Here is a 19,625-nt window from a genome sequence, read left to right as displayed (position 1 = left end):
GGCTGTCGGCTGTCTGCTGCGGCGGCGAGCCCCTTCCAGCCGTCGTCGGCGAGAAGGCTGCCCAGGTCTCGGTTGTCGGTCTCGACGGCATGGTCGCCGGCGATGCGTGCGGCAGCGGTGGTTCCGGCCGTGCGCATGGTGGCGAGCTTCATCGGGAGACGGAGACGGAGACGGAGACGGGCCTTTCGATGACCGGTCGGCTGCCGGAAGGCACGAGGTGAGGGGGCTTCTCGCCGTCTCTCAATGGCCCTTGAAGGCCTCCTCCAGCCACCAGGACCCGTGCTCTGCGGTGACCTTGGCATCGATGAGCAGGGGCGTGGAGCGGGGCCCGGCGACCCAGTCCCGGACGGGTTCGAGGTCAGCGAGGGTTCGGACGGTGACCGCTTCGAAGCCGTAGCCCCGGGCGATGGCGGCGATGTCGGTGGGCGGGAACACGACCGTGTCCAGGGGGAATTCGCCGGGTCCGAAGTGGTGGACCTCGGCCCCATAGGCGTCGTCGTTGTAGACGACGACCACCATCGGCAGGCCCAGGCGGCGGACGGTGTCCAGTTCGACAGCACTCATCAGCGCGCCGCCGTCGCCGAGGGCGGCGACGGGCAGCCGGTCGGGCCGGGCCAGCGCCGCTCCGATCGCCGTCGAAAGGCCCAATCCGATGGATTGGAAGGCCTGGGTGAAGCACAGGCTGTTGTGGTCGGGCACGGACAGGAACATGGAGGGGTAGCCCATGAAGTTCCCGGAGTCCACGCCGATCACGCGCTCGGCGGGCAGCAGGTCGTCCAGCGCGATGCTCAGGGTGCGTGGGTCGATGCGCTCATGGCTGCTCTCGTCCTCGTAGGACACGTCCCGCCACCGCACGCGTGTGGCGATGGCCTCTCTGATGGTGGGAGTGCGGTAGCCGGGTCGTCGCACTCCGCTCGCGTCGAGGGCGCGCCGTGCGGTGCGTTCGACATCGCCGGTGATGCCGAGGTGGACGGTGCGGTGCCTGCCGAGGGCTGCGGGGTCGTCGTCGACCTGGACGACGGTGGCCTCCGGGCCAATCAGCCGGCCGTGCCGCATCGTCCACATGTTCAGCGCGCAGCCCCAGCCCACGATCACATCCGCACCCCGCACCAGTTCCGCGGTCAGGGGCGAGGAGAAGCCGCCGGACACGTCGAGCGACCATGGGTTGTCGTGGAACAGCCCGCGGGCGACGGCAGAGGTGGCCAGGAGCGCGCCGTGCCGCTCGGCCAGCGCGGTCAGGGCGTCGCGGCCCTGGGGCGTGCGCGCTCCCCGGCCGGCGACGAAGACGGGGCGCTCCGCGCGTTCGAGGGCCTGCACCAGTTCGGCGACGACGTCCGACTCGGGCTCGACCGGGGTCCGTTCGGGAGGTGGGGAGACCGGTGTGCCTTCGGTGGCGTCCAGGGCCTGGATCTCCAGCGGGAGATTGAGCAGTACGGTACGGCGCTCGTGCAGGGCCCGGCGCACGGCGGCGCATGCCTGCTCGACCGCGTCCTCGGCCGAGGTCACCCGCGCGCTGACCGCGCCCACCGAGTGCGCCAGCGCGTCTTGGTCGACGTAGAAGTTCGAGGTGGTCTCAGTGGTCTCCGCCGCGAGGACGAGCAGCGGGGTGCGGCTCTTGGCTGCCTCGGCGATGCCGGTGAGCGCATTGGTCAGCCCGCACCCCTGGTGCACCGACAGCGCCGCCACCTTGCCGCTCATGCGGGCATAGGCATCGGCCATGGTGGCCGCCCCGCCTTCATGGCGGGCCGCAACGAAGCGGGATCCGGCCGCGACCAAGGCGTTGGTCAGATGGAAGTTGCCCGAGCCGACCACGCCGAAGACGTGGTCGACGCCGGCCGCTGCCAGGGCCCGGCCGACCGCTTCTGCGACCTTCATACGTGCTCCACCAGCGCGAGTACGCGGGCGGGGGCGCCGGATCCGGTGACGATGGGCAGCGGTCCGGTCAGGACGACGGCGCCGGTCGGCGGCAGCGCGGCGAGGTTCTGCAGCTGGGTCAGGCCGTACTTGCCACTGCCCATCAGGAAGGAATGGCACGGGAAGGCCGGATCGAAGCCCGGTGCCTGGCCGGCGTCGGTGCCCACCGTCTCGACCCCGAGGCCGATCACGGGCGACTCCTCGGCGACCCAGCGGGCGCACTCCGCCGAGAGCCCTGGAGTGTGCGGGCCGTTCTCATCGGCGTTGAGGAACTCCTGCTGAGCGTGCGAGCGGTCGTCCCATCCTGTGCGCAGCAGCAGCCAGCCTCCGTCGGGCAGTGGCCCGTACTTCGCTTCCCATGCCTTGACGTGGTCGATCTCGACCAGGAAGTCGTGGTTCGCGGCCGCCTCGGCGGAGAAGTCCAACACGGCTGCCGGGGCGATCAGTTGCTGTGCGGGCACGGATGCCACGTCGGCGAGTGCCTGCCCGGTGATCCAGTGATTGGGTGCGTCGAAGTGCGTACCGGTGTGCTCGCCGCTGCGGAAGTTGTTCCAGTACCAGGCAGGTCCCCGGTCGTCGTAGCGGCTGATCTCCTCCAGTTCGAACACCGCGGTCTGGCCGAACTGGGCGGGCAGTTGGAGCACCGGCGTGGACGACGACAACGGCGCCGTGAGGTCGACGACTTCGATCGAGCCGCTGCGCAACGCGGACGTCAGCGCGGCGAGGACGGAGGGGTGGGACATCATGGCCTCCTGCAGATGGGGGCTGATCCGCGACGATCATAGTGCTGGCGCAGGCGTTGCAGAGGGCGGCACCAGAGGTACGACAGGCCTCAAGTGCAGCTGTCTGTTATCTGTCCAACGCAGGAAGGTGCCCGAGGCCGGTTTCGTTCATGATGCGCTCGACCGTGGCATCGAGCAGGCTGTCGGCACCGATCACCGACTCCAAGCCGCCGGGGAGCAAGTCCCGCTGCCGGTACCAGTCGCGCAGGTGCTGCTCAGTGACCTGCGCCAGATACTCGTGATCGGCCTTCGACGCGTGCCGCACCAGCGTCTCCTCGATCGAGATGTCGAGGTAGTAGCAGCGGGAGACACCACGATGGGCACCGACCAGGCCGGCGACCATGTCGCCGTAGCGGTCGGCATACAGGATTCCCTCGACCACCACGTGGTAACCGGCATCGAGCGCATAGCGGGCGACCGTGTCGATCAGTCCGATGTTGGCGCCGCCGGGCACGTCCCGCTCGCGCAGCACGATCCGACGAAGGTTGTCCTGCCCCACCAGGGCCAGGCCCCGCCCTAAGCGGTCCCGGATCCCGGCCGCCACCGATGACTTGCCGGACGCCGAGTTCCCGCGCACCACTACCAGCCGGGTCTCTTCAGTTCCCACACTCACGCGCAAAACCGTAGCCGCCACCGACAGACGCGGCCACGCGGAATGGGTCATTACTCTGGCCGCACGAGAGGTGGATCTCGCCCACGTGGTGGACGAGAGAGAAGGGGACACCAGCGTCGTCCGGTGGCAGGCGGGCGCGAGAGGTCCTGGCTGGGCGAGGAGATGCGCGCGGCGTGGGAGGACCCCTGCTGGAGAGCCGCTCCGGGGTGAGCGAGGAGAGGTGCGATATGCGCAGAGCGCCAGACATCAGGCACAGGGGCAAGGGCATAGGCAAAGGCAGGGGCAGGGGCAGGGGCAAGGGCAGGGTGACCGTCGCCGTGCTGGCCACACTGATCACCGGCGCGGGATGCGCCACGGGCGCCGGCGGCACGGCGGACTCCAGCGGCAAGGACGCCCCGACGAAGACCTCTGCCGGCTCCCTCACCTGGGAGTTCGAGCACATCGCGGACTTCAGCGGAAGGCTCACTGATATCGCGGCCCTGGCCACGGACGACGTCTGGGCGGTCGCGACCGAGAACAACGGTGAGTCCAATGCCCAACTCCTGCACTACGACGGTACGCAGTGGAAGCGCGAACCCCTGCCCGAAGCCCTCGGCACCAGCCTCTACCCGCCCTCCCTCGAAGAGGTCGGTGAGAAGACGTTGTGGCTGCGGCCGCAGACCGCTGAAGATGCCTCCGCCGTGAATCGCTGGGCACAGTGGAACGGCGCTCGCTGGGCGTCGGTGCCGAACCCTCCGCCAGGCACTGCCGGTGACTTCGAGGCCACGGGCCCGGACGACATCTGGACCCTCGACGCCGCCAAGCAGACCGCACAGCACTGGAACGGCACTCGCTGGACCACGACCCGCCTGCCCTACGGAACCTCCGACCTGGCGATCGTTGGACCGGCCGACGCGTGGGCGGTCGGCAGCCGCTCAACGGGGCCAGGCACCGAACTGGGCACCGGGGAGGGCTACAGCCAGCCCGCCTCGATGCACTGGGACGGTACGTCCTGGAAACCGGTGGACACGCCGCAGGCCCACTTCAAGGACCCCGTCCCGCCGGAACCCGGCGCCGGCCTCAACCAGGTCTTCGCCCTCGACAGCGGTGAGATCCGCGCGTACGGCATCAACACCTTCAACCACGGCGAGGTCGACAACGAACCCGCGGACCAGTTCCTCCGGCTGCGCTGGGACGGCTCCAAGTGGGTCGAGCAGCGGCCCGCGCCGGGCGGTTGCGCTCTGCGCACGCCGGTCGGTCAGGACGACAAGGGCCTGTTCCTGGACGGTAATTGGTACCTCACCGACGACGGCACCTGCGTGAAGATCAAGCGCCACCGCCTCCCCCTGTCCACCGGCGCACGCAAAGGATCGAACCAGTCCCTGTGGCTCGAGGAGATCCACCGCGTGCCCGGCACCGACGAATGGATCGGTGCCGGGCACGTCCAGGTCAACCAGTCCGGCGACCCTTTCGGCGCCCCCGTCGTCGTACGCCTCAAGCGGGGCGGCTGACCTCCTCGACCACCTGAAGCCGGTCGAGGGTCCGGCGCGGCTCAACCTCGGGCCTTCACCGGGCGCTGTCCGGTGGGTGATCGCCCGTTAAGACAGGATCTCGACGTACCCGTCGGTTCCGTGCACGCGGATCCGCTGCCCGTCCCGGATCAGCCGGGTGGCCTGCTCCACGCCCACGACGGCCGGCAAGCCGTACTCCCGGGCGATCACTGCGCCGTGGGTCATCAGGCCGCCCACCTCCGTCACCAGGCCCGCGATCCCGACGAACAGCGGCGACCAGCTGGGGTCCGTGAAGGCCGTGACCAGGATGTCGCCCGCTTCGAGATCGGCCTCCGCCATGTCGAGGATGACGCGGGCCCGCCCCTCGATGGTCCCCGCGGAAACCGGTACGCCGATCAGGGCGCCGGCCGGCGCGTCGTCACGCCGGTACGCCCCGGTGAGGGCCTCGCCATCCGAGGTGAGCACCCGGGGCGGTGTGAGCGCGTGGTACGACCGGAACGCCTCCTTGCGCTGCTGGATGAGCTGGTCGTCCACCTGGTGCGAGCGCACGACATCGTGGAGTTCCTGGAAGGTGAGGTAGAAGACGTCCTCCTTCTCAGGAAGCACGTCGGCCTGCACCAGACGCTCGGCCTCCGCCAGCAGGGCCTGCTTGTAGACGAAGTAGCGGCTGATGATGCCGTACTTGGGGTACTCCCGGTACCCGATGAAGGTTCTGACCCGGTCGATCATCCCCTTGACCTCGTCGGCTTTCCGGTCCCCGTCCGGCAGGGCCCGCAAGCGTGACAGGACGTCCTGTTCCTTCTTCTGGGCCTTCTGCCGCCCTTGCTCGAAGCGCCGCTCGGCGGCGCCCGGCTCGAAGTTCCTGACGTTGTCGAGGATCACAGGCACCAGCGTGCTGGGGCGCTCGCGCCAACGTGGCCTCGTGATGTCGATCTCGCCGACGCAGCGCATGCCGTACCGGTCGAGGTAGGCCTCGATCGCGTCGCGCGCTTCGGTCCCGCCCGCGAGCTTCGCCAGCTCGTCCAGGAAGTCATCGCCGCCGACGCCCTGCAGGAACGCCACCACCTCGGACTGCGGGCGGATCACGTCCGCAACGTCGAGCAGTGCCAGTCCCATCTCCGACGTGATGTTGTCGGGGGCGGACAGCGTCAGCGTGTCAGCCACGTTCTTCTCGCCGAGCCACTCCTGCAGCGTGTCGTTGAGCCACCACGTGGCCTCCATCCCCGCCATGATCGCCTGCATGCTCAGCGGATCACTGAGCACCCGCTTGTGCTCCTCGAAGGCCTCCAGCAGGAAGTCGAACAGTGCCGGTCCGGTCTTCGTCCGGATGTCGCGCTCCAGAGCGGCGATGGACACCCGGCTGCGCTCGATGAGCTCGCTGACGACGGCCGGATCGGTGTCGATCGGGGCGGAAGCCCCGCCGGCCGGCGGCCCGCCGGGGCCCGCGTCCGGGAGCGACGGGACGAAACCATCGCGGTCGAGGACGGTCTCCAGAGCGTGCCTGATCAGCGGATCGCCCTTACCCATGGCCTCCAGGAGGCCGGCGCGGCTCGCGGGCGAGGCCAGGCGCCGGGTGACGTCGACGAACAGCCTCCCGCCGGCCTCGCGCATCGGCACCATGGCCGTCAGCTGCCACATGGAGAACCCCAGGGGCTTCATGGGGTCGGTCATCATCTGCCCATGACCGACGGAGACGTAGACGTGGTTCTCCTGGTCGTCGGTCTCGGGGATGGGGAACAGCGTCGTGATCGGCCGGCTCTGCACGATCTGGAAGCCGTCGTCGACCAGGCACCATTCGATGTCCTGCGGGCGGCCGAAGTGCGCTTCGATCCGCCGCGCGAGCTGCACGAGCCGCACGGCCTGCGCATCCGTCAGCGCCGGCTGCTCCTGCCGCTGCGAGCCGATCGCCACTTCCTGCGTCCCGCCGCTCGGCAGGGCGTGAACGGCACGCTGTTTGGCGGCGATCGCCTTGTCGACGACTTCGCCGTCCCGCACCTTGAAGACGTCCGGGTTCACCAGGCCGGAGACCAGGGCCTCGCCGAGGCCGAAGCCGGCGTCCACGGTGGCGACCTTCCGGTTGCCCGTGACGGGGTCGGCCGTGAACAGGATGCCGGACGCATGCGGGAAGACCATCTGCTGCACGACCACGGCCATGTGGACCGTACGGTGGTCGATGCCGTTCCGCTGGCGGTAGGTCACGGCCCGCTCGGTGAACAGCGAGGCCCAGCACCGGCTGACGTGCTGGAGGATCGCCGTCGGCCCCACGACGTTCAGGTACGTGTCCTGCTGGCCGGCGAAGGAGGCCGTCGGCAGGTCCTCGGCCGTCGCGCTGGATCGGACGGCGTAGGCGGCCTGCTCGCCGAGCTGGGCGAGCGCGCGGGTGATCGCCGCCGCGAGATCGCCCGGGATGGCGATCCCTTCGACGGTCCGGCGAATCTGCGCGCTGAGCGTGCGGATCGCCTCCCGGTCGTCCGGGTTCAGGCGCGACAACTGGTCGAGCTGATCGTCGATCGACGGTGCTTCCGCCATGATCCGCCGGAAAGCGTCCGTCGTCACGCAGAAGCCACCCGGCACGCGGATGCCTTCGATCCGCGACAGTCCGCCCAGGTGCGCGCCCTTGCCGCCGACGACCGCGACCTGCGTCCCGTCAACGTCTTGAAGGTCCAACACGTACTGCTCAATCACTGCGTTACCTCCGAGGCAGCCGTGCTGCGTTGCACTGCGGTGGCCGGTCGAAACACCGGCACCTCCCACTCTGTCGAACCTCTTGTCGAGCACGTCCTCATCCCTGGTTGCGACGTCGTGCCCCATCTCCGCAGGTTGTGGCGTCGGCCGACGATTCTGCGCCATGACCCGGGTCTTGCGGCAAGCCCCCCAACGCGCTATAAGTTGAGAGTGGCAAGGAGAGAACTCTCCTTGCCTTTGCCATTGCCTGCGCCTTTGCCGCCCAATGGAAATGAGAAGCCTCTCGCGTTGCGGTACGGTCACCAGCTTGCTGAACCGGCGCGGGCTGAGCCCGGTGAACGGGGCTGCCCAGGCAGGCTCCGACGCCGTGATCACACCAGCCACGCCAAGATCATCGCACCTGTGCCCACGGCTCAGCCGCACCCTCCAGCTGCCGCTCCCGTAGTACGGCCAACTCCCCTTCGGTTCTTCTTTTCTGTGGACAAAGTGTGGACGCTCCGCGACCCCATCCCTACGCTGAGCGTCGCTCGGCCACAGAAGTCTGCGTTACCCACAGCGGAACCACGCAGGAGGAAGAGTGACGCCACGCCCCGTGCACATGTCCCGCCCCAGACGTCGCGGCGCCCGAAGAGCCACCGGGCTGCTGCTCACCGCTCTCCTCGGTGCCGGCCTGGTCGCCCCGACGCCGGCCGCGGCCGATGACGAGCCGCGGCCGTTCGCGGATCTGCCCCCGCAGGAACCGGGGGTGACCCTGCGCGTCTTCGACATCCAGTCACCGCTGAGCAAGCTGTGCGATCTCAAGCCCGCGCAGACTCCGAACGTCGACAAGCTGATCCCCACCGCTGACTGGACCTCTACGGAGGGCTTCGGATTCAACGACAACTTCGTCTCGCAGATCATCGGCAATCTGAACGTGCCGGAAGCCGGCTCGTACGGCTTCCGGCTGATCAGTGACGACGGTTCGCGGCTCTTCCTCGGCGAACAGCAGGTCATCGATCACGACGGGCTGCACGGAGCCGAGCCCAAGGACGGCGAGATCACGCTGAACGCCGGCTATCAGTCGCTGCGCATCGACCACTTCGACGCGGGCGGCGGCCAGCAGGTCACCCTGCAGTGGAAGCCGCCGGGAGCAAGTGAGTTCACCACCGTGCCGAACTCCGTGCTGAGCACGGACGCCGGTGTCGTACGAGTGACGGCGCCGGGCCGCAAGGAGTGCGAGGGGACGTACGACACCCCCGGTGACGGGCTGCCGCTGACCGAGGTCAACCCGGGTTACAAGCTGACCGATCTGCGGCCCAAGGGCTTCGAGCCGCAGGTCTCCGCGATGGACTGGCTGCCCGACGACCGCCTTGCGATCACCACCTGGGGCGGCAGCACCGAGACGAAAGGCGAGGTGTACCTCCTCGACCACGTCACCGGCGACACCGGGCCGGACAAGGTCACGTACAAGAAGATCGCCGACGGGCTCAAGGAGCCGATGGGGATCAAGTACGTGGACGGGAAGCTGTATGTCTCCGAGAAGCATCAGCTGACCGAGCTCAACGACACCGACGGCGACGACGTCGTCGACGAGAAGCGGAAGATCGCCGAGTGGCCGTACGGCGGGAACTTCCACGAGTTCGCCTTCGGGCTGCTCTACGACAAGGGCGACTTCTATCTGAATCTTTCGGTCGCGATCAACTACGGCGGAGCGAGCACCGACCCGCAACCCGCGCCGAACCGCGGTACGGCCATCAAGGTCAACAAGGCGACGGGCAAGGTCAGTTACCTCGCCGGCGGTCTGCGCACCCCGAACGGGATCGGGCGCGGCCCGGGCGACGACCTGTTCGTTGCGGACAACCAGGGCGGCTGGCTGCCCGCGTCCAAGCTGGTGCACATCAAGCAGGGCCGGTTCTTCAACCACTACATGAACCCGGACGGTCCCTTCGACGACCAGGCCGTCACCAAGCCGGCGCTCTGGCTGCCGCAGAACGAGATCGCCAACTCACCCAGTACACCGATGCAGTTGAAAAAGGGGCCGTTCGCCGGGCAGATGGTCTTCGGTGACGTCACCTACGGCGGGCTCCAGCGGGCCGACCTGGAGAAGGTCGCCGGCCAGTACCAGGGAGCGGTGTTCCGGCACACGCAGGGCCTCGAGTCCGGCATCACCCGGATCAGCACCGGGCCCGACGGCGCGATCTACACCGGCGGGCTGGGCGCCGACGGCAACTGGGGCCAGGAGGGCAAGCTCCGCTTCGGACTGCAGAAGCTGACGCCGACCGGGAAGACCGCCTTCGACATCAAGACGATGCGCGCCACCCGCGACGGCTTCGAACTCACCTACACCAAGCCCCTGTCCGGGGAGACAGCGACCAAGCTGACCAAGGGCGCGTACTCCGTCGAGCAGTGGCGCTATGTGCCGACACCCGCGTACGGCGGACCGAAGGTCGACGAGGAGTCGCTGCCGGTCGCGTCGGCGAAGCTCTCCGACGACCGCCGCAAGGTCCGGCTCACCATCCCGGGCCTGAAGCCGGACCGCGTGGTGCACGTGCGCTCGCCCCGCCCGTTCTCGTCGTCCGAGGGCGAACAGCTGTGGTCAACCGAGGCTTGGTACACGCTCAACGCCAAGCCTGGCCCCAAGGAGCCGGTCACCACCTACGACGCCGAGTCCGCGAAGCTCTCCGGCAGTGCCGGCATCGACACCGAGCACGCCGGCTACACCGGCGGGGGCTTCGTCGACGGCTTCGGTGAGCAGGGGGCGAAGGCGAGCTTCGACGTCGTGGTCGACAAGAAGGGCATGTACGACGTCGGCCTGCGCTACGCGAACGGCCCGCACCCCGCACCGGGCACCAAGACGATCGGCGTCAGTGTCAACGGCGGTGAACCGAAGCAGACGAGCCTGCCGTCCACGGGCGAGTGGAACCGCTGGTCCACCAAGACCGAGCGGCTCGAACTGCGCAAGGGCCGCAACACGATCACGTACGCCGTCGGGGCCGGTGACACCGGTCATGTGAATCTTGACGCGCTCGACGTGCGCCGGCCCGGCGCCCGGATCGACCTGTTCTCCGGCGGGAGCATCTCCACCGCCTGGCAGCACTCCGACGGCCGCAGCGCGGAATGGCCGCACACCGCCGAGAAGTCCATGGAGGTCTGCTGCGGCGACCTGCGCACGAAGCAGCACTTCCAGGACTTCAAGCTGCACGTCGAATTCCGGGTGCCCAAGCTGCCGGACGACGTGACCGGACAGAACCGGGGCAACAGCGGGGTCTATCTCCAGGAGCGGTACGAGGTGCAGATCCTCGACTCGTTCGGCGTGGAGAAGCTCGCGAACAACGAGGCGGGGGCGATCTACCAGAAGAAGGCCGCCGACCTCAACGCGTCTACTGCGCCGGAGACTTGGCAGACGTACGACATCACGTTCCGCGCGGCCCGCTTCGACGCGGACGGCAAGAAGACGTCCGACGCCAGGGTCACTGTGGTGTGGAACGGCAAGAAGGTCCACGACAACGTGGCGGTCGACGGCCCGACGGGCGCGGGCGACCCGGAGTCCGCGGCGGCGGGGGCCATCCGGCTCCAGGACCACGGGAACAAGGTGCGATTCCGGGATGTGTGGGTGGAGCCGCTGTCCTGACGAGGTTGCTTCCGCATGGCACCCTGCCGACGGTTCGGTCACCGGGCCGTCGGCAGGGTGCCGCCCACCGGCGCGCTCAACGGGCTCAGCCGATCAGGACGTTCACACCGTGGCCGCCCGCGCCCTCACCGCGTCCGTCGGATCCCAGCCTGCGCGCGGCACCGAGGCGAGCAGGAGCCGCGTGTACGGGTCCTGCGGGGCGGCCAGGACATCGGCAGTCGGGCCCTGTTCGACCACGGTGCCTCGGCGCATGACCACGACCTCGTCCGTGATGTGCTGGACGACCGCCAGGTCGTGGCTGACGAAGACGAGGGCGACCCCGGTGTCGCGGCGGATCTCTTGGAGCAGGTGCAGGATCTGTGCCTGGATCGACACGTCGAGCGCGGCCACCGCCTCGTCGAGGACCAGCACCTTGGGGTCGACAGCCAGTGCCCGTGCGATGGCGAGTCGCTGGCGCTGGCCGCCGGACAGGCCGTGCGGCCGGGCCCCCGACTCACGTGCGCCGAGGCCTACTTGCTCGAGGAGTCCGTCGGCGAGGGACTCGTCCCGGCCGTGCAGGCGCAGGGCCGTGGTCAGGCACTGGCGGGACGTGAGCCGGGGGTCCAGGGACACATACGGGTCCTGGAAGACCATCTGGATCTCGCGGGCCCGCGCGAGGCGCGCCCGGCTCCCGCGAGGGGTGCGTGGTGTGCGGGTCCGCCCCGCCACGGAGACGGTGCCGGCGTCGGGCCGTACGAGGCCCACGAGCATGCGGGCGACGGTCGTCTTGCCGGATCCGGATTCGCCGACGATGCCGAGTGAGCCGCCCGCCGGGACGGTGAAGGTGACGCTGTCGGCCGCGGTGAGACGCACTCCGCCGGGCAGGGCGTACGTCTTGTGCAGTCCTTCCACCGCCAACAGCGGGGCGTCCTGCGGTACTTCAGTGGTCATCGGAGGCTCCCCTTCAGAGGGTCCGGGCCGGTGAGTTCGGGCAGGCGGCGGCAGGTGGCGCTGCCCCCGCCGGACAGGGGCGACGGCTCGGGCGACCAGGTCGAGCACGCCGGTTCCGCGTCGGCGCAGCGGTCCGCGAACTCGCAGCCGCCGAACGTGTCCGCGAGGGACGGTGGGCGCCCGGGGATCGGGCGCAGGTCGCGCCGCCCCTCCCCCAGCGTCGGCGAGCAGGCGAGCAGTCCCCTCGTATAGGGGTGGCGTGGCCGGTCGAAGAGCTGGGTGGCGGGCTGGTGCTCGACAACACGGCCCGCGTACATGACGTAGACGCGGTCGCAGTACGCGGCTGCGAGGTGGAGGTCGTGCGTGATGAACAGGAGGCCCAGGCTTCGGTCGGCGCGCAGGGTGCGCAGGAGCGAGAGGATCTCCGCCTGGGTGGTGACGTCCAGGGCGCTGGTCGCCTCGTCGGCGAGCAGCAGCCTGGGGTCGGCGGCGAGGGCGCCGGCGATGACGACGCGCTGGAGCATGCCTCCGGACAGTTCGTGCGGGCGCTGGCGGGCCCGGCGTTCGGGGTCGGAGAGGCCGACGGTGTCGAGGAGTTCGACGGCGCGGGTGCGGGCCGTCTTCTTGTCGAGGCCGGTGCCCGTCAGCCGTTCGACGAGGAAGTCGCCGACGCGGCGGACCGGGTTGAGGGCGGAGCGCGGGTCCTGGTGGACCATGGCGACCGTACGGGACCGGTGCCGGCGCAGGTCGTCGCCGGTCAGGGCGAGGACGTCCGTGCCGTCGACGCGTACGGATCCGGATATGGCTGTTCCGTCGGGCAGCGTGCGCAGCGCCGCCTTGGCGGTGGTGGACTTGCCCGAGCCGGACTCGCCCACCAGGCCGACCACTTCGCCGCTCGCCACCTGGAGGGAGACGCCGGTGAGGACGGGCCGGGCGGTGCCGGGCAGTTGGAGGGTGAGGTTGTCGATGTCGAGGAGCATGGCTACTTCCTGCTGCCGAGTCGGTCGGCGGCCCAGACCCCGACGACGTTGAAGGACACCACGACGAGGGCGATGGCGAAGCCCGGGACCAGTGCGGGCAGGAGCGCGCCCTGGACGACGGCGGCCTGCCCTTCCTGGACCATCAGTCCCCAGTCGGAGCTGGGCGGCTGGGCGCCGAAGCCCAGGTAGGAGAGCGTGGCCAGGGACATCAGGGCCTCGCCGAAGAGGACCACGAGATAGCCGACGACGGACCGGCCGAGGTTGGGGACGAGGAAGCGGGCGCAGATCCGTGCGCCGCCCATGCCCAGGACCCGGTAGGCGTCGATGTACGGCTTGCGGCGCTCGGCGAGCGCCACTGAGCGGGTGTACTTGGCGACGGTCGGGGTGTATGCGAGTCCGAGCGCCAGCACGGACGTCGTCATGCCGGAGCCGAAGACAGCGATGATCAGGACGGTGAACAGGAGCCCGGGGAACGCGTACATGACGTCGGTGAGGCGGGAGACGAGGGTGTCCACCCAGCCGCCGCGCCAGGCGGCGAGCGTGCCGAGGGTGACGCCGAGAATTGCGGCGATGGCCAGCAGCAGGATCGGGGCGATGAGGCTGGTGCGGGCTCCGTACAGGGCTCGGGAGAGCAGGTCCTGCCCGGAGGAATCGGTCCCGAGGAGGTGGTCGCCGCTCGTGCCGACGAGGGACGCCGAGAGGTCGATCGTGTCGGGGGCATACGGGGCGAGCAGGGGTGCGAGGACTGCGGCGAGTACGACGAGAGTCATCACGCCGCCCGCGACGACGACGCCGAAGGGGCGCCGTTCCTTTACGGGTTTCAGGCTCAGGCCGATGGGTGCGAGGGTCTGGGCGCTCATGCGGCGGCCTCCTTCACCCGCGGGTCGAGCAGCGGGTGGACCAGGTCGACGAGGGTGGTGACCACGATGTAGCCGGTGACCATGAGGAGGAGTACGGCCTGTGCGACCGGGAAGTCGTGAGTGTTGATCGCGCCGACGAGCAGTGATCCGACGCCGCTGATCCCGAACGCGGTCTCGACCACGACCGTGCCGGCGAGCATGCCCGCCATGACGAGGCCGCACATGGTGACGATCGGGCCGAGCGCGTTGCGCAGGATGTGCCGGAGCACGATCTCGCGTTCGGGGATGCCGGAGGCGCGGGCGGCCTCCACGTGGTCGGCGGCACCCGCGTCGACCATCGACTGCCGGGTGACGCGGCTGATCAGGGCGAGCGCGCCCAGCGCGAGCGAGAGGGCGGGCAGGGTCAGATGGTGCAGGCCGCCGGCGAAGCCCTCGCCGCTGCCGGACACCGGGAACCAGCCCAGCTGCACGCCGAACAGGGCGACCAGGGCGATGGCCGAGACGAACGAGGGCACCGACGCGGCGAGTGTCGTGCCGCCGACGACCGCCGAGTCGATCCAGGTGCCGCGGCGCACGGCGGCGAGGATTCCCGCGCCGACGCCGAGGACGACGAAGAGCACGGTCGCGTAGGCGACGAGGGCGAGTGTCGTCGGGAAGCGGGCGGCGACCAGGTCGGCGACCTGGTCGCCGTACTTGAAGGAGCGGCCGAGGTCGAAGTGGAGACAGTCGCCGAGCCAGCGCCCGTACTGCACGACGAGCGGCTCGTCGAGGTGGTACTGCGCGCGCACCAGGTCGAGCTTTTCGGGGGTGAGTTTGTCGCGGCCGCCGGCCAGGAAGACGGCGGGGTCGCCGGGTGCCGCGTACACGGCGGCGAAGATGACGAAGGAGGCGGCGACGAGGGTGGCGAGCAGTCCGGCGAGGCGCCGGGAGATCCGGGCAGGCATCGGTGGTCAGCCCTTCTTCGCGCCGAGTTCGGCGGCCCACGGGTAGTAGAGGTACGCCAAGGAGGCGGGCGGTCCGGTGAGCTTCGCGTTGAGGACGAGGACGGAGGGGACCTGGGCGACGGAGATCCACACGGCGGCGTCGGTGAACTTCTTCTGGATGTCGACCGTGAGCTCGGCCCGCTCGGCGTCGTCGAGGGTGGCGAGTGCCTTCTTCACCTCGGTGTCGTACGCCGCGTCCTTGAAGCCGACCCAGTTGTTGGAGGAGTCGGACAGGGCGTTGTCGTAGAAGCCCATCGGGTCGGCCTTGGAGATGTACCAGTCGCCGGCCAGGACGTCGATGTCGGCGCGGGCCTGCGGGTCGCTGTAGAACTGCTCGAACTGCGAGGTCGCGACCGTCTTGATCTGCCCCTTGAGGCCGATCCGCTGGAGGGCGGCGCGCACGGCGTTGGCGATGACGGTGCGGCCCTGGCTGGCGTCCGTACCGATCACGATCGGGGTCGCGGCGTCGGCCCCGGACTCCTTCACCAGCTGCTTGGCGGTGGCGAGATCGTCGGCCGAGGGGCTGGCGGGGGCGTAGTCGACGGCCTTCTGGGCGGCTTCGAAGACGGGCTTCTCGTAGCCCCAGGCGCCTGAGCCGACCGGGGTGCCCCACGGCTGGACCATGCCGCCGTAGCCTGACGCGGCGATGCCCTTGCGGTCGAGCGCGAGGGACAGCGCCCGGCGGACCTTGGCGTCCTTCAGTCCGCCGCGCTCGGTCGGGATGAGGACGAGCGACGCGGTGGAGGGGCCGTAGTGCTGCTCGATGCCCTTCTTGCCCTGGAGGGCAGCGGCGGTGTTGGGCGATTCGGCGTACGCGCCGTCGGCCGCGCCGGTCGTCAGGGCGTTGACGAGGGCGCTGTCGGCGGCCCACCGGAAGGTGACCTGCTTCGTCAGCGGCTTCCTGCCCCAGTAGGAGTCGTAGCGGCGGATGGTGAGGGAGTCACCGGACTTCCAACTGCTCAGCTCGTACGGCCCGGTGCACGCGTCGGGCTGTCCGGGTGTGCCGAAGTCCTTGCCGGCCTTCTCGACCTGCTCCTTGTTCCACACGATGCCCGCGTCGCCCGCGAGTGCCTTGAAGAACATGGCGTCCGGCGCCTTGAAGGTGATGGTGATCTGCCGGGCGCCGGTCTTCTTCATCGCGGCGATGTTGCCGAACTCGTCGCCCTGCTCCATGTCGGGGTCGGCGTGCCGCTTCAGGCTCCACAGCACGTCGTCGGCGGTCATCGGGGTGCCGTCGTGGAAGGTGACGCCGGAGCGCAGGGTGAGGACGAGGGTCTTGTCGTCGGGGGTCTCGGCCTTCTGGGCGAGGAGGGGCTTCGTCGACATGTCGGGCTGCAGTTGGTAGAGGCGTTCGCAGACGTTGGTGAGGACGACGCGGCCCGCGCTGGAGCCCTGGGTGTCCAGGTCGAGCGAGTCCGGCTCGTCCTCCAGGAGCCAGTCGGCGTTGGCCAGTTCACCCTTGGCGGCGGTCGTCGTGGGGGTGAGGGTGAGCTTGGCGGCATCGGCGGTCGCGGAGCCGCCCGCGGTGTTACGGGTGGCTCCGCTACAGCCCGCGGCCGCGGCCGCGGCGATCGTCGCGACGACGAGGCCTGCGGCCACGGCCGTCCTTCTTCTGGAACTGGTGTGGGTCATCGCTGATTTCCTGTCAGTTCTGGCCGTACGGGCCGTCGTAGAGGTTCCAGGGGAGGTGCTGGTACTCGCGGTCGCAGGGGGTTCCGGCGGTCACGTGGTAGTCGCCGGTGGTCAGGTCGGCCAGGGAGGAGACGAGCGTCGTCCAGTGCTTGAGGGCCGGCTGGCGGGGGTCCGGGTGGGTGCACAGGGACTCGGGGTGGCCGAGGTGGTCCGACATGGCATGGCGGATGATCTTGCGGGACTCGTCGGGGCCGGTGGAGCCGCGCAGCGCCCTGAGTCCCTGTTCGGCGCGCGGCACCCGCACCAGGGAGTCGGACGACATGGGGCGGTAGCCGGCGGCGGCCAACTGGGCGGGGACGCCTGCCTGGTAGTGGTTGCCGTGCACCAGCAGGCCGTCGGTCGGGTACATCCAGCCGTGTCCGGCCGGGGTGGTCTCCAGGTCGATGGCGAAGCCCTCGCGGCAGGTCAGCAGGGCGTTGCTGGCGATGTGGGCGCGGGTGCGGCAGAGCACGTCGAGGGCGTCGGTGATGTTGCTCTGGTCGAGGACGCTGCGGCGCACGACGGTCTGGGGTAGCCCGATCGCGTCGTCGAAGCGGCCGCCGAGGCCGTTGGCGTTGAAGGCGATCCCGGCGGAGTTGGCGCCCTGACGGCCGATCTGACCGGCCTCGACCTGCATGATCAGGGTCGGCCTGGGGGGCTGGACGATCCGGATCATGACGACGGTGTCCGCGACGCCGGCGCGCCAGTCCCAGTTCTGCCCGGCGTAGACGTGCCCGTCACCGCTGGCCTCGCCGTAGGCGGCGAAGGAGGTGCAGCCCTCGGCGGGCTCCTCCTCGGGTGTCCTGCCGTCGGCCTCCATCTGCGCGAAGGACTTGTCGTAGATGACCTCGCCCCGTGCGTTCAGGGCGAGGACGTCGAGCAGGTCGACTCCCGCGCCGTCCGCGATGCCCCGCATCTCGTCGACGAGGTGGGGTGCGTAGTCGCGTACGGGTTCCAGCCAGCGGGCTGCGCGGGCGGTGACGCGGTCCCAGGTCAGTCCGGCGGACTGGCCGAACGCCTCCTCGTAGTAGCCGAGGGCGGCGTGCAGTTGGGGCCGCACGGCCTCGCCGTACTGCCGGCCCCGGTCGAGCGGGCTGCCCGAGATCTCGATGACCGGAAGGACCCGGGTGGGGGCGGTTTCCGTGGGACGGGGTGTCATTCTTCTCCTCGCGACGGAGCACTCCCGAACGACGGCGGAGGACTCGAGGATCCTGTAACGTCAATTTCAGAAAGAGCTCCACTTGGAACGTTCTGCCCAGGACAGTAACGCCGGTCACATGGAAGTCAATGGTTGTAATGGAAATTTCAGAGGATGGGACCGGCGCGACGCGGCTGCGGGCGGCGATTCGCGACCAATGGGAGGAACTGTCTACTTCCGAGCGGGCCGTGGCGCAGTACCTGACCAGCGCGCCCGTCGAGCAACTGCTCTTCGCCAGCGCCCAGGAGCTGGGCACGGCGAGCTCCACCAGTAACGCCACCGTCGTCCGGGCACTCCAGCGCCTCGGCTACGCGGGTCTGCCCGCCCTCAAGCGCGAACTGGCCAACGACTTCACCTCCGCCGTCGCCCCCGAGGTGCGCCTCAAGCAGCGCATCGCGCACGTGGGCCGGGACCTCGCCTCCATCTGGACCGACGTCTTCGACGAGGCCCGCGAGCGCATCGACCACACCCGGCGCCTCACCGAACCGGACGCCCTCAAGCGCGCGGTGACCGCACTCGCCGAAGCGCACGAAGTGTTCTGCTACGGAATCGCCGCCTCGGAACCGGGCGCCCGCCACCTGGCCCTCGCACTCGGCCGCATCGGCCGCCGGGCCCGATTCGTCTCCGAGACCGGCTTCGCCCTCGCCGACCAGCTCCTCGCCCTCGGACAGGGCGACGCGGTGGTCATCTTCCAGCCCGGCCGCCGGCTCGTCGAACTCACCGTGATGATGGAGCGAGCCCGCGCGGTCGGCGCCAAGGTCGTGCTGGTGACGGACGAACTGGGCGAGGCCTACGAGGACCAGGTCGAGGCGGTCCTGACGGCACCGCACACCCCGACCGGCATCACGGCGGAGTCACTGACCGGCCTCCTCGTCGCCGACGCGCTCCTCCTCGCACTCGCCACGCTCGACGAGTCCCGCGCGGTGGACTCCTCCCACCAGCTCACGGCACTACGGGAACAACTGCTGCGACCGAAACGGCGGGGTTGACGGGGCCCCGGCTCCGGTGTGCTCTCCGGTACGCGGTGCCCGGTGGCGGGGCCATGACCCGCAGGGCAGGCTTGGACGAGGACGTCCGCCGCGGACCACTTCGTCCGGCCCGGCGGATCTCTGAAACAGCCGGGCAGGAGAGGCATGGACGCGGCCGCCTTCGAAGACGCCAGCCGGACGCTGCTCAAGGAGCACCCCGGTGACGAGCGGGGCCGCATGCTGCAGTCGCCCGGCCTCAAGACCTCCGGCGCGTTCTACGCCTTCGCCACCGGCAACGACCTCGTGGTCAAGCTGCCCGCCGCACGGGTCGTCGAGCTGATCGAGGCCGGCACCGGTCGGCCGTGCGCGCCCCGCGCGGGGCGGCCGATGCGGCAGTGGGTCCGCCTCACCCCGGCCGATGCCGAGCTGCGCCTGGCCTATCCGGCGGAAGCACGGGAGTTCGTGACCGGCCTCGCCGCGTGGTGACGACCGCCGGCCGACATGGAAGGAATGCCGCTGATGACCCAGACGCCCAGCCCGGCCCTCCAGACCGCGCTCGCCTACCACCGGGCCTGGACCGGAGGCGACTTCGAGCAGGCCATGACTTACATCGCCGAGGACATCGTCTGCCAGGCACCGGCCGGGCGCCTGGAGGGCGCCGAAGCGTTCCGGAGCTTTATGGGTCCCTTCGTGCAGATCCTCACGGGCTCGACTCTGATCGCCTCCTTCGGTGACGAGACGACCGCGCTGCTGATGTACGACACCAGCACCAAGCCGGTCGCCAGCGCACCGGCCGCCGAGTGCCTGACTGTCCGGGACGGCACGATCACCCACCTGCGGATCATCTTCGACCGGACGCCGTTCGACGCCGCGAGGAAGGCTTCAACGGCAACATGACCGTGGCCGGGGAGATGCAACGGCCACCCGCGTGTTGATCACGG

General features: G+C 69.7%; 15 protein-coding genes and 1 pseudogene. 5 read left to right on the top strand and 11 right to left on the bottom strand.

Annotation, left to right across the window (positions count from 1 at the left end):
* Window positions 1-240 precede the first annotated feature (240 nt).
* The 3 genes from OHA58_RS37745 to OHA58_RS37735 all read right to left on the bottom strand — a co-directional run bounded on the left by OHA58_RS37745 (window position 241) and on the right by OHA58_RS37735 (window position 3,360).
* Entirely contained in the window at window positions 241-1,875 is a 1,635-nt protein-coding gene (locus tag OHA58_RS37745; RefSeq protein ID WP_405484331.1) for a thiamine pyrophosphate-binding protein, read from the bottom strand.
* Window positions 1,872-2,657, bottom strand: a complete 786-nt coding sequence (locus OHA58_RS37740) for a cyclase family protein (protein WP_405484329.1) — start codon at window positions 2,655-2,657, stop codon at window positions 1,872-1,874. Before OHA58_RS37740 ends, OHA58_RS37745 begins: the two co-directional genes overlap by 4 nt.
* Window positions 2,658-2,763: 106 nt before the next feature.
* Window positions 2,764-3,360 (bottom strand): AAA family ATPase, encoded by a 597-nt coding sequence (locus tag OHA58_RS37735; RefSeq protein ID WP_405484327.1) that lies wholly within the window; start codon window positions 3,358-3,360, stop codon window positions 2,764-2,766.
* A 254-nt stretch (window positions 3,361-3,614) separates the two neighbouring features.
* Here OHA58_RS37735 and OHA58_RS37730 point away from each other — a divergent pair, with 254 nt between their 5' ends.
* Complete coding sequence (locus tag OHA58_RS37730; protein ID WP_405484325.1) at window positions 3,615-4,799, top strand: hypothetical protein; 1,185 nt, start codon at window positions 3,615-3,617, stop codon at window positions 4,797-4,799.
* An 87-nt stretch (window positions 4,800-4,886) separates the two neighbouring features.
* Here the strand turns inward: OHA58_RS37730 and rph are convergent, their stop codons facing one another.
* Together rph and OHA58_RS37720 are read right to left on the bottom strand one after the other, a co-directional pair.
* The gene (gene rph / locus OHA58_RS37725; protein ID WP_405485383.1) at window positions 4,887-7,484 is read right to left on the bottom strand and encodes a rifamycin-inactivating phosphotransferase; all 2,598 of its coding nucleotides are present in this window, start codon (window positions 7,482-7,484) and stop codon (window positions 4,887-4,889) included.
* 294 nt (window positions 7,485-7,778) lie between these two features.
* Window positions 7,779-7,868 (bottom strand): annotated as a pseudogene (locus OHA58_RS37720) (IS5/IS1182 family transposase); the annotation flags it as partial.
* Window positions 7,869-8,082: 214 nt separating this feature from the next.
* Here OHA58_RS37720 and OHA58_RS37715 point away from each other — a divergent pair.
* Window positions 8,083-11,094, top strand: a complete 3,012-nt coding sequence (locus OHA58_RS37715; protein ID WP_405484323.1) for a family 16 glycoside hydrolase — start codon at window positions 8,083-8,085, stop codon at window positions 11,092-11,094.
* 102 nt (window positions 11,095-11,196) lie between these two features.
* Here the strand turns inward: OHA58_RS37715 and OHA58_RS37710 are convergent, their stop codons facing one another.
* From OHA58_RS37710 to OHA58_RS37685, 6 genes are read right to left on the bottom strand one after another with little or no spacing between them, the layout of a single operon-like run.
* Window positions 11,197-12,024: an ABC transporter ATP-binding protein gene (locus tag OHA58_RS37710; RefSeq protein ID WP_405484321.1), complete on the bottom strand. Its 828-nt coding sequence runs from the start codon at window positions 12,022-12,024 to the stop codon at window positions 11,197-11,199.
* Window positions 12,021-13,004: an ABC transporter ATP-binding protein gene (locus OHA58_RS37705; protein WP_405484319.1), complete on the bottom strand. Its 984-nt coding sequence runs from the start codon at window positions 13,002-13,004 to the stop codon at window positions 12,021-12,023. The genes OHA58_RS37710 and OHA58_RS37705 overlap by 4 nt, the downstream gene beginning before the upstream one ends.
* 2 nt (window positions 13,005-13,006) lie before the next feature.
* Window positions 13,007-13,864, bottom strand: coding sequence for an ABC transporter permease (locus OHA58_RS37700; RefSeq protein ID WP_405484317.1), 858 nt, complete (start codon window positions 13,862-13,864; stop codon window positions 13,007-13,009).
* Window positions 13,861-14,808, bottom strand: a complete 948-nt coding sequence (locus OHA58_RS37695; RefSeq protein ID WP_382639231.1) for an ABC transporter permease — start codon at window positions 14,806-14,808, stop codon at window positions 13,861-13,863. The genes OHA58_RS37700 and OHA58_RS37695 overlap by 4 nt, the downstream gene beginning before the upstream one ends.
* A gap of 6 nt (window positions 14,809-14,814) precedes the next feature.
* Window positions 14,815-16,479 carry an ABC transporter substrate-binding protein gene (locus OHA58_RS37690; RefSeq protein WP_405484315.1) on the bottom strand — a complete coding sequence of 555 codons (1,665 nt, stop codon included), beginning with the start codon at window positions 16,477-16,479 and terminating at the stop codon, window positions 14,815-14,817.
* A gap of 13 nt (window positions 16,480-16,492) precedes the next feature.
* On the bottom strand, window positions 16,493-17,677 hold the full coding sequence (locus OHA58_RS37685) for a C45 family autoproteolytic acyltransferase/hydolase (RefSeq protein WP_405484313.1): 1,185 nt from the start codon (window positions 17,675-17,677) through the stop codon (window positions 16,493-16,495).
* A 137-nt stretch (window positions 17,678-17,814) separates the two neighbouring features.
* Between OHA58_RS37685 and OHA58_RS37680 the strand changes: the two genes are divergently transcribed.
* The 3 genes from OHA58_RS37680 (at window position 17,815) to OHA58_RS37670 (ending at window position 19,581) form a co-directional block, all read left to right on the top strand.
* On the top strand, window positions 17,815-18,705 hold the full coding sequence (locus tag OHA58_RS37680; protein ID WP_405484311.1) for a MurR/RpiR family transcriptional regulator: 891 nt from the start codon (window positions 17,815-17,817) through the stop codon (window positions 18,703-18,705).
* Window positions 18,706-18,849: 144 nt separating this feature from the next.
* Entirely contained in the window at window positions 18,850-19,170 is a 321-nt protein-coding gene (locus OHA58_RS37675; protein ID WP_405484309.1) for a hypothetical protein, read from the top strand.
* A gap of 33 nt (window positions 19,171-19,203) precedes the next feature.
* On the top strand, window positions 19,204-19,581 hold the full coding sequence (locus tag OHA58_RS37670) for a nuclear transport factor 2 family protein (RefSeq protein WP_405484307.1): 378 nt from the start codon (window positions 19,204-19,206) through the stop codon (window positions 19,579-19,581).
* Window positions 19,582-19,625: the final 44 nt, after the last annotated feature.

The organism is Streptomyces sp. NBC_00009 (assembly GCF_045040855.1).
Lineage (GTDB): Bacteria > Actinomycetota > Actinomycetes > Streptomycetales > Streptomycetaceae > Streptomyces > Streptomyces aureus.
This window is presented reverse-complemented; position numbering and strand designations above follow the sequence as displayed.

What these genes read in the sequence shown, in the direction of transcription:
- OHA58_RS37745 (WP_405484331.1), bottom strand. Translation starts at nt 1,875, where the DNA reads ATGAAGGTCGCAGAAGCGGTCGGCCGGGCCCTGGCAGCGGCCGGCGTC.
- OHA58_RS37740 (WP_405484329.1), bottom strand. Translation starts at nt 2,657, where the DNA reads ATGTCCCACCCCTCCGTCCTCGCCGCGCTGACGTCCGCGTTGCGCAGC.
- OHA58_RS37735 (WP_405484327.1), bottom strand. Translation starts at nt 3,360, where the DNA reads ATGACCCATTCCGCGTGGCCGCGTCTGTCGGTGGCGGCTACGGTTTTG.
- OHA58_RS37715 (WP_405484323.1), top strand. Translation starts at nt 8,083, where the DNA reads ATGTCCCGCCCCAGACGTCGCGGCGCCCGAAGAGCCACCGGGCTGCTG.
- OHA58_RS37710 (WP_405484321.1), bottom strand. Translation starts at nt 12,024, where the DNA reads ATGACCACTGAAGTACCGCAGGACGCCCCGCTGTTGGCGGTGGAAGGA.
- OHA58_RS37705 (WP_405484319.1), bottom strand. Translation starts at nt 13,004, where the DNA reads ATGCTCCTCGACATCGACAACCTCACCCTCCAACTGCCCGGCACCGCC.
- OHA58_RS37700 (WP_405484317.1), bottom strand. Translation starts at nt 13,864, where the DNA reads ATGAGCGCCCAGACCCTCGCACCCATCGGCCTGAGCCTGAAACCCGTA.
- OHA58_RS37695 (WP_382639231.1), bottom strand. Translation starts at nt 14,808, where the DNA reads ATGCCTGCCCGGATCTCCCGGCGCCTCGCCGGACTGCTCGCCACCCTC.
- OHA58_RS37690 (WP_405484315.1), bottom strand. Translation starts at nt 16,479, where the DNA reads ATGACCCACACCAGTTCCAGAAGAAGGACGGCCGTGGCCGCAGGCCTC.
- OHA58_RS37685 (WP_405484313.1), bottom strand. Translation starts at nt 17,677, where the DNA reads ATGACACCCCGTCCCACGGAAACCGCCCCCACCCGGGTCCTTCCGGTC.
- OHA58_RS37680 (WP_405484311.1), top strand. Translation starts at nt 17,815, where the DNA reads ATGGAAATTTCAGAGGATGGGACCGGCGCGACGCGGCTGCGGGCGGCG.
- OHA58_RS37675 (WP_405484309.1), top strand. Translation starts at nt 18,850, where the DNA reads ATGGACGCGGCCGCCTTCGAAGACGCCAGCCGGACGCTGCTCAAGGAG.
- OHA58_RS37670 (WP_405484307.1), top strand. Translation starts at nt 19,204, where the DNA reads ATGACCCAGACGCCCAGCCCGGCCCTCCAGACCGCGCTCGCCTACCAC.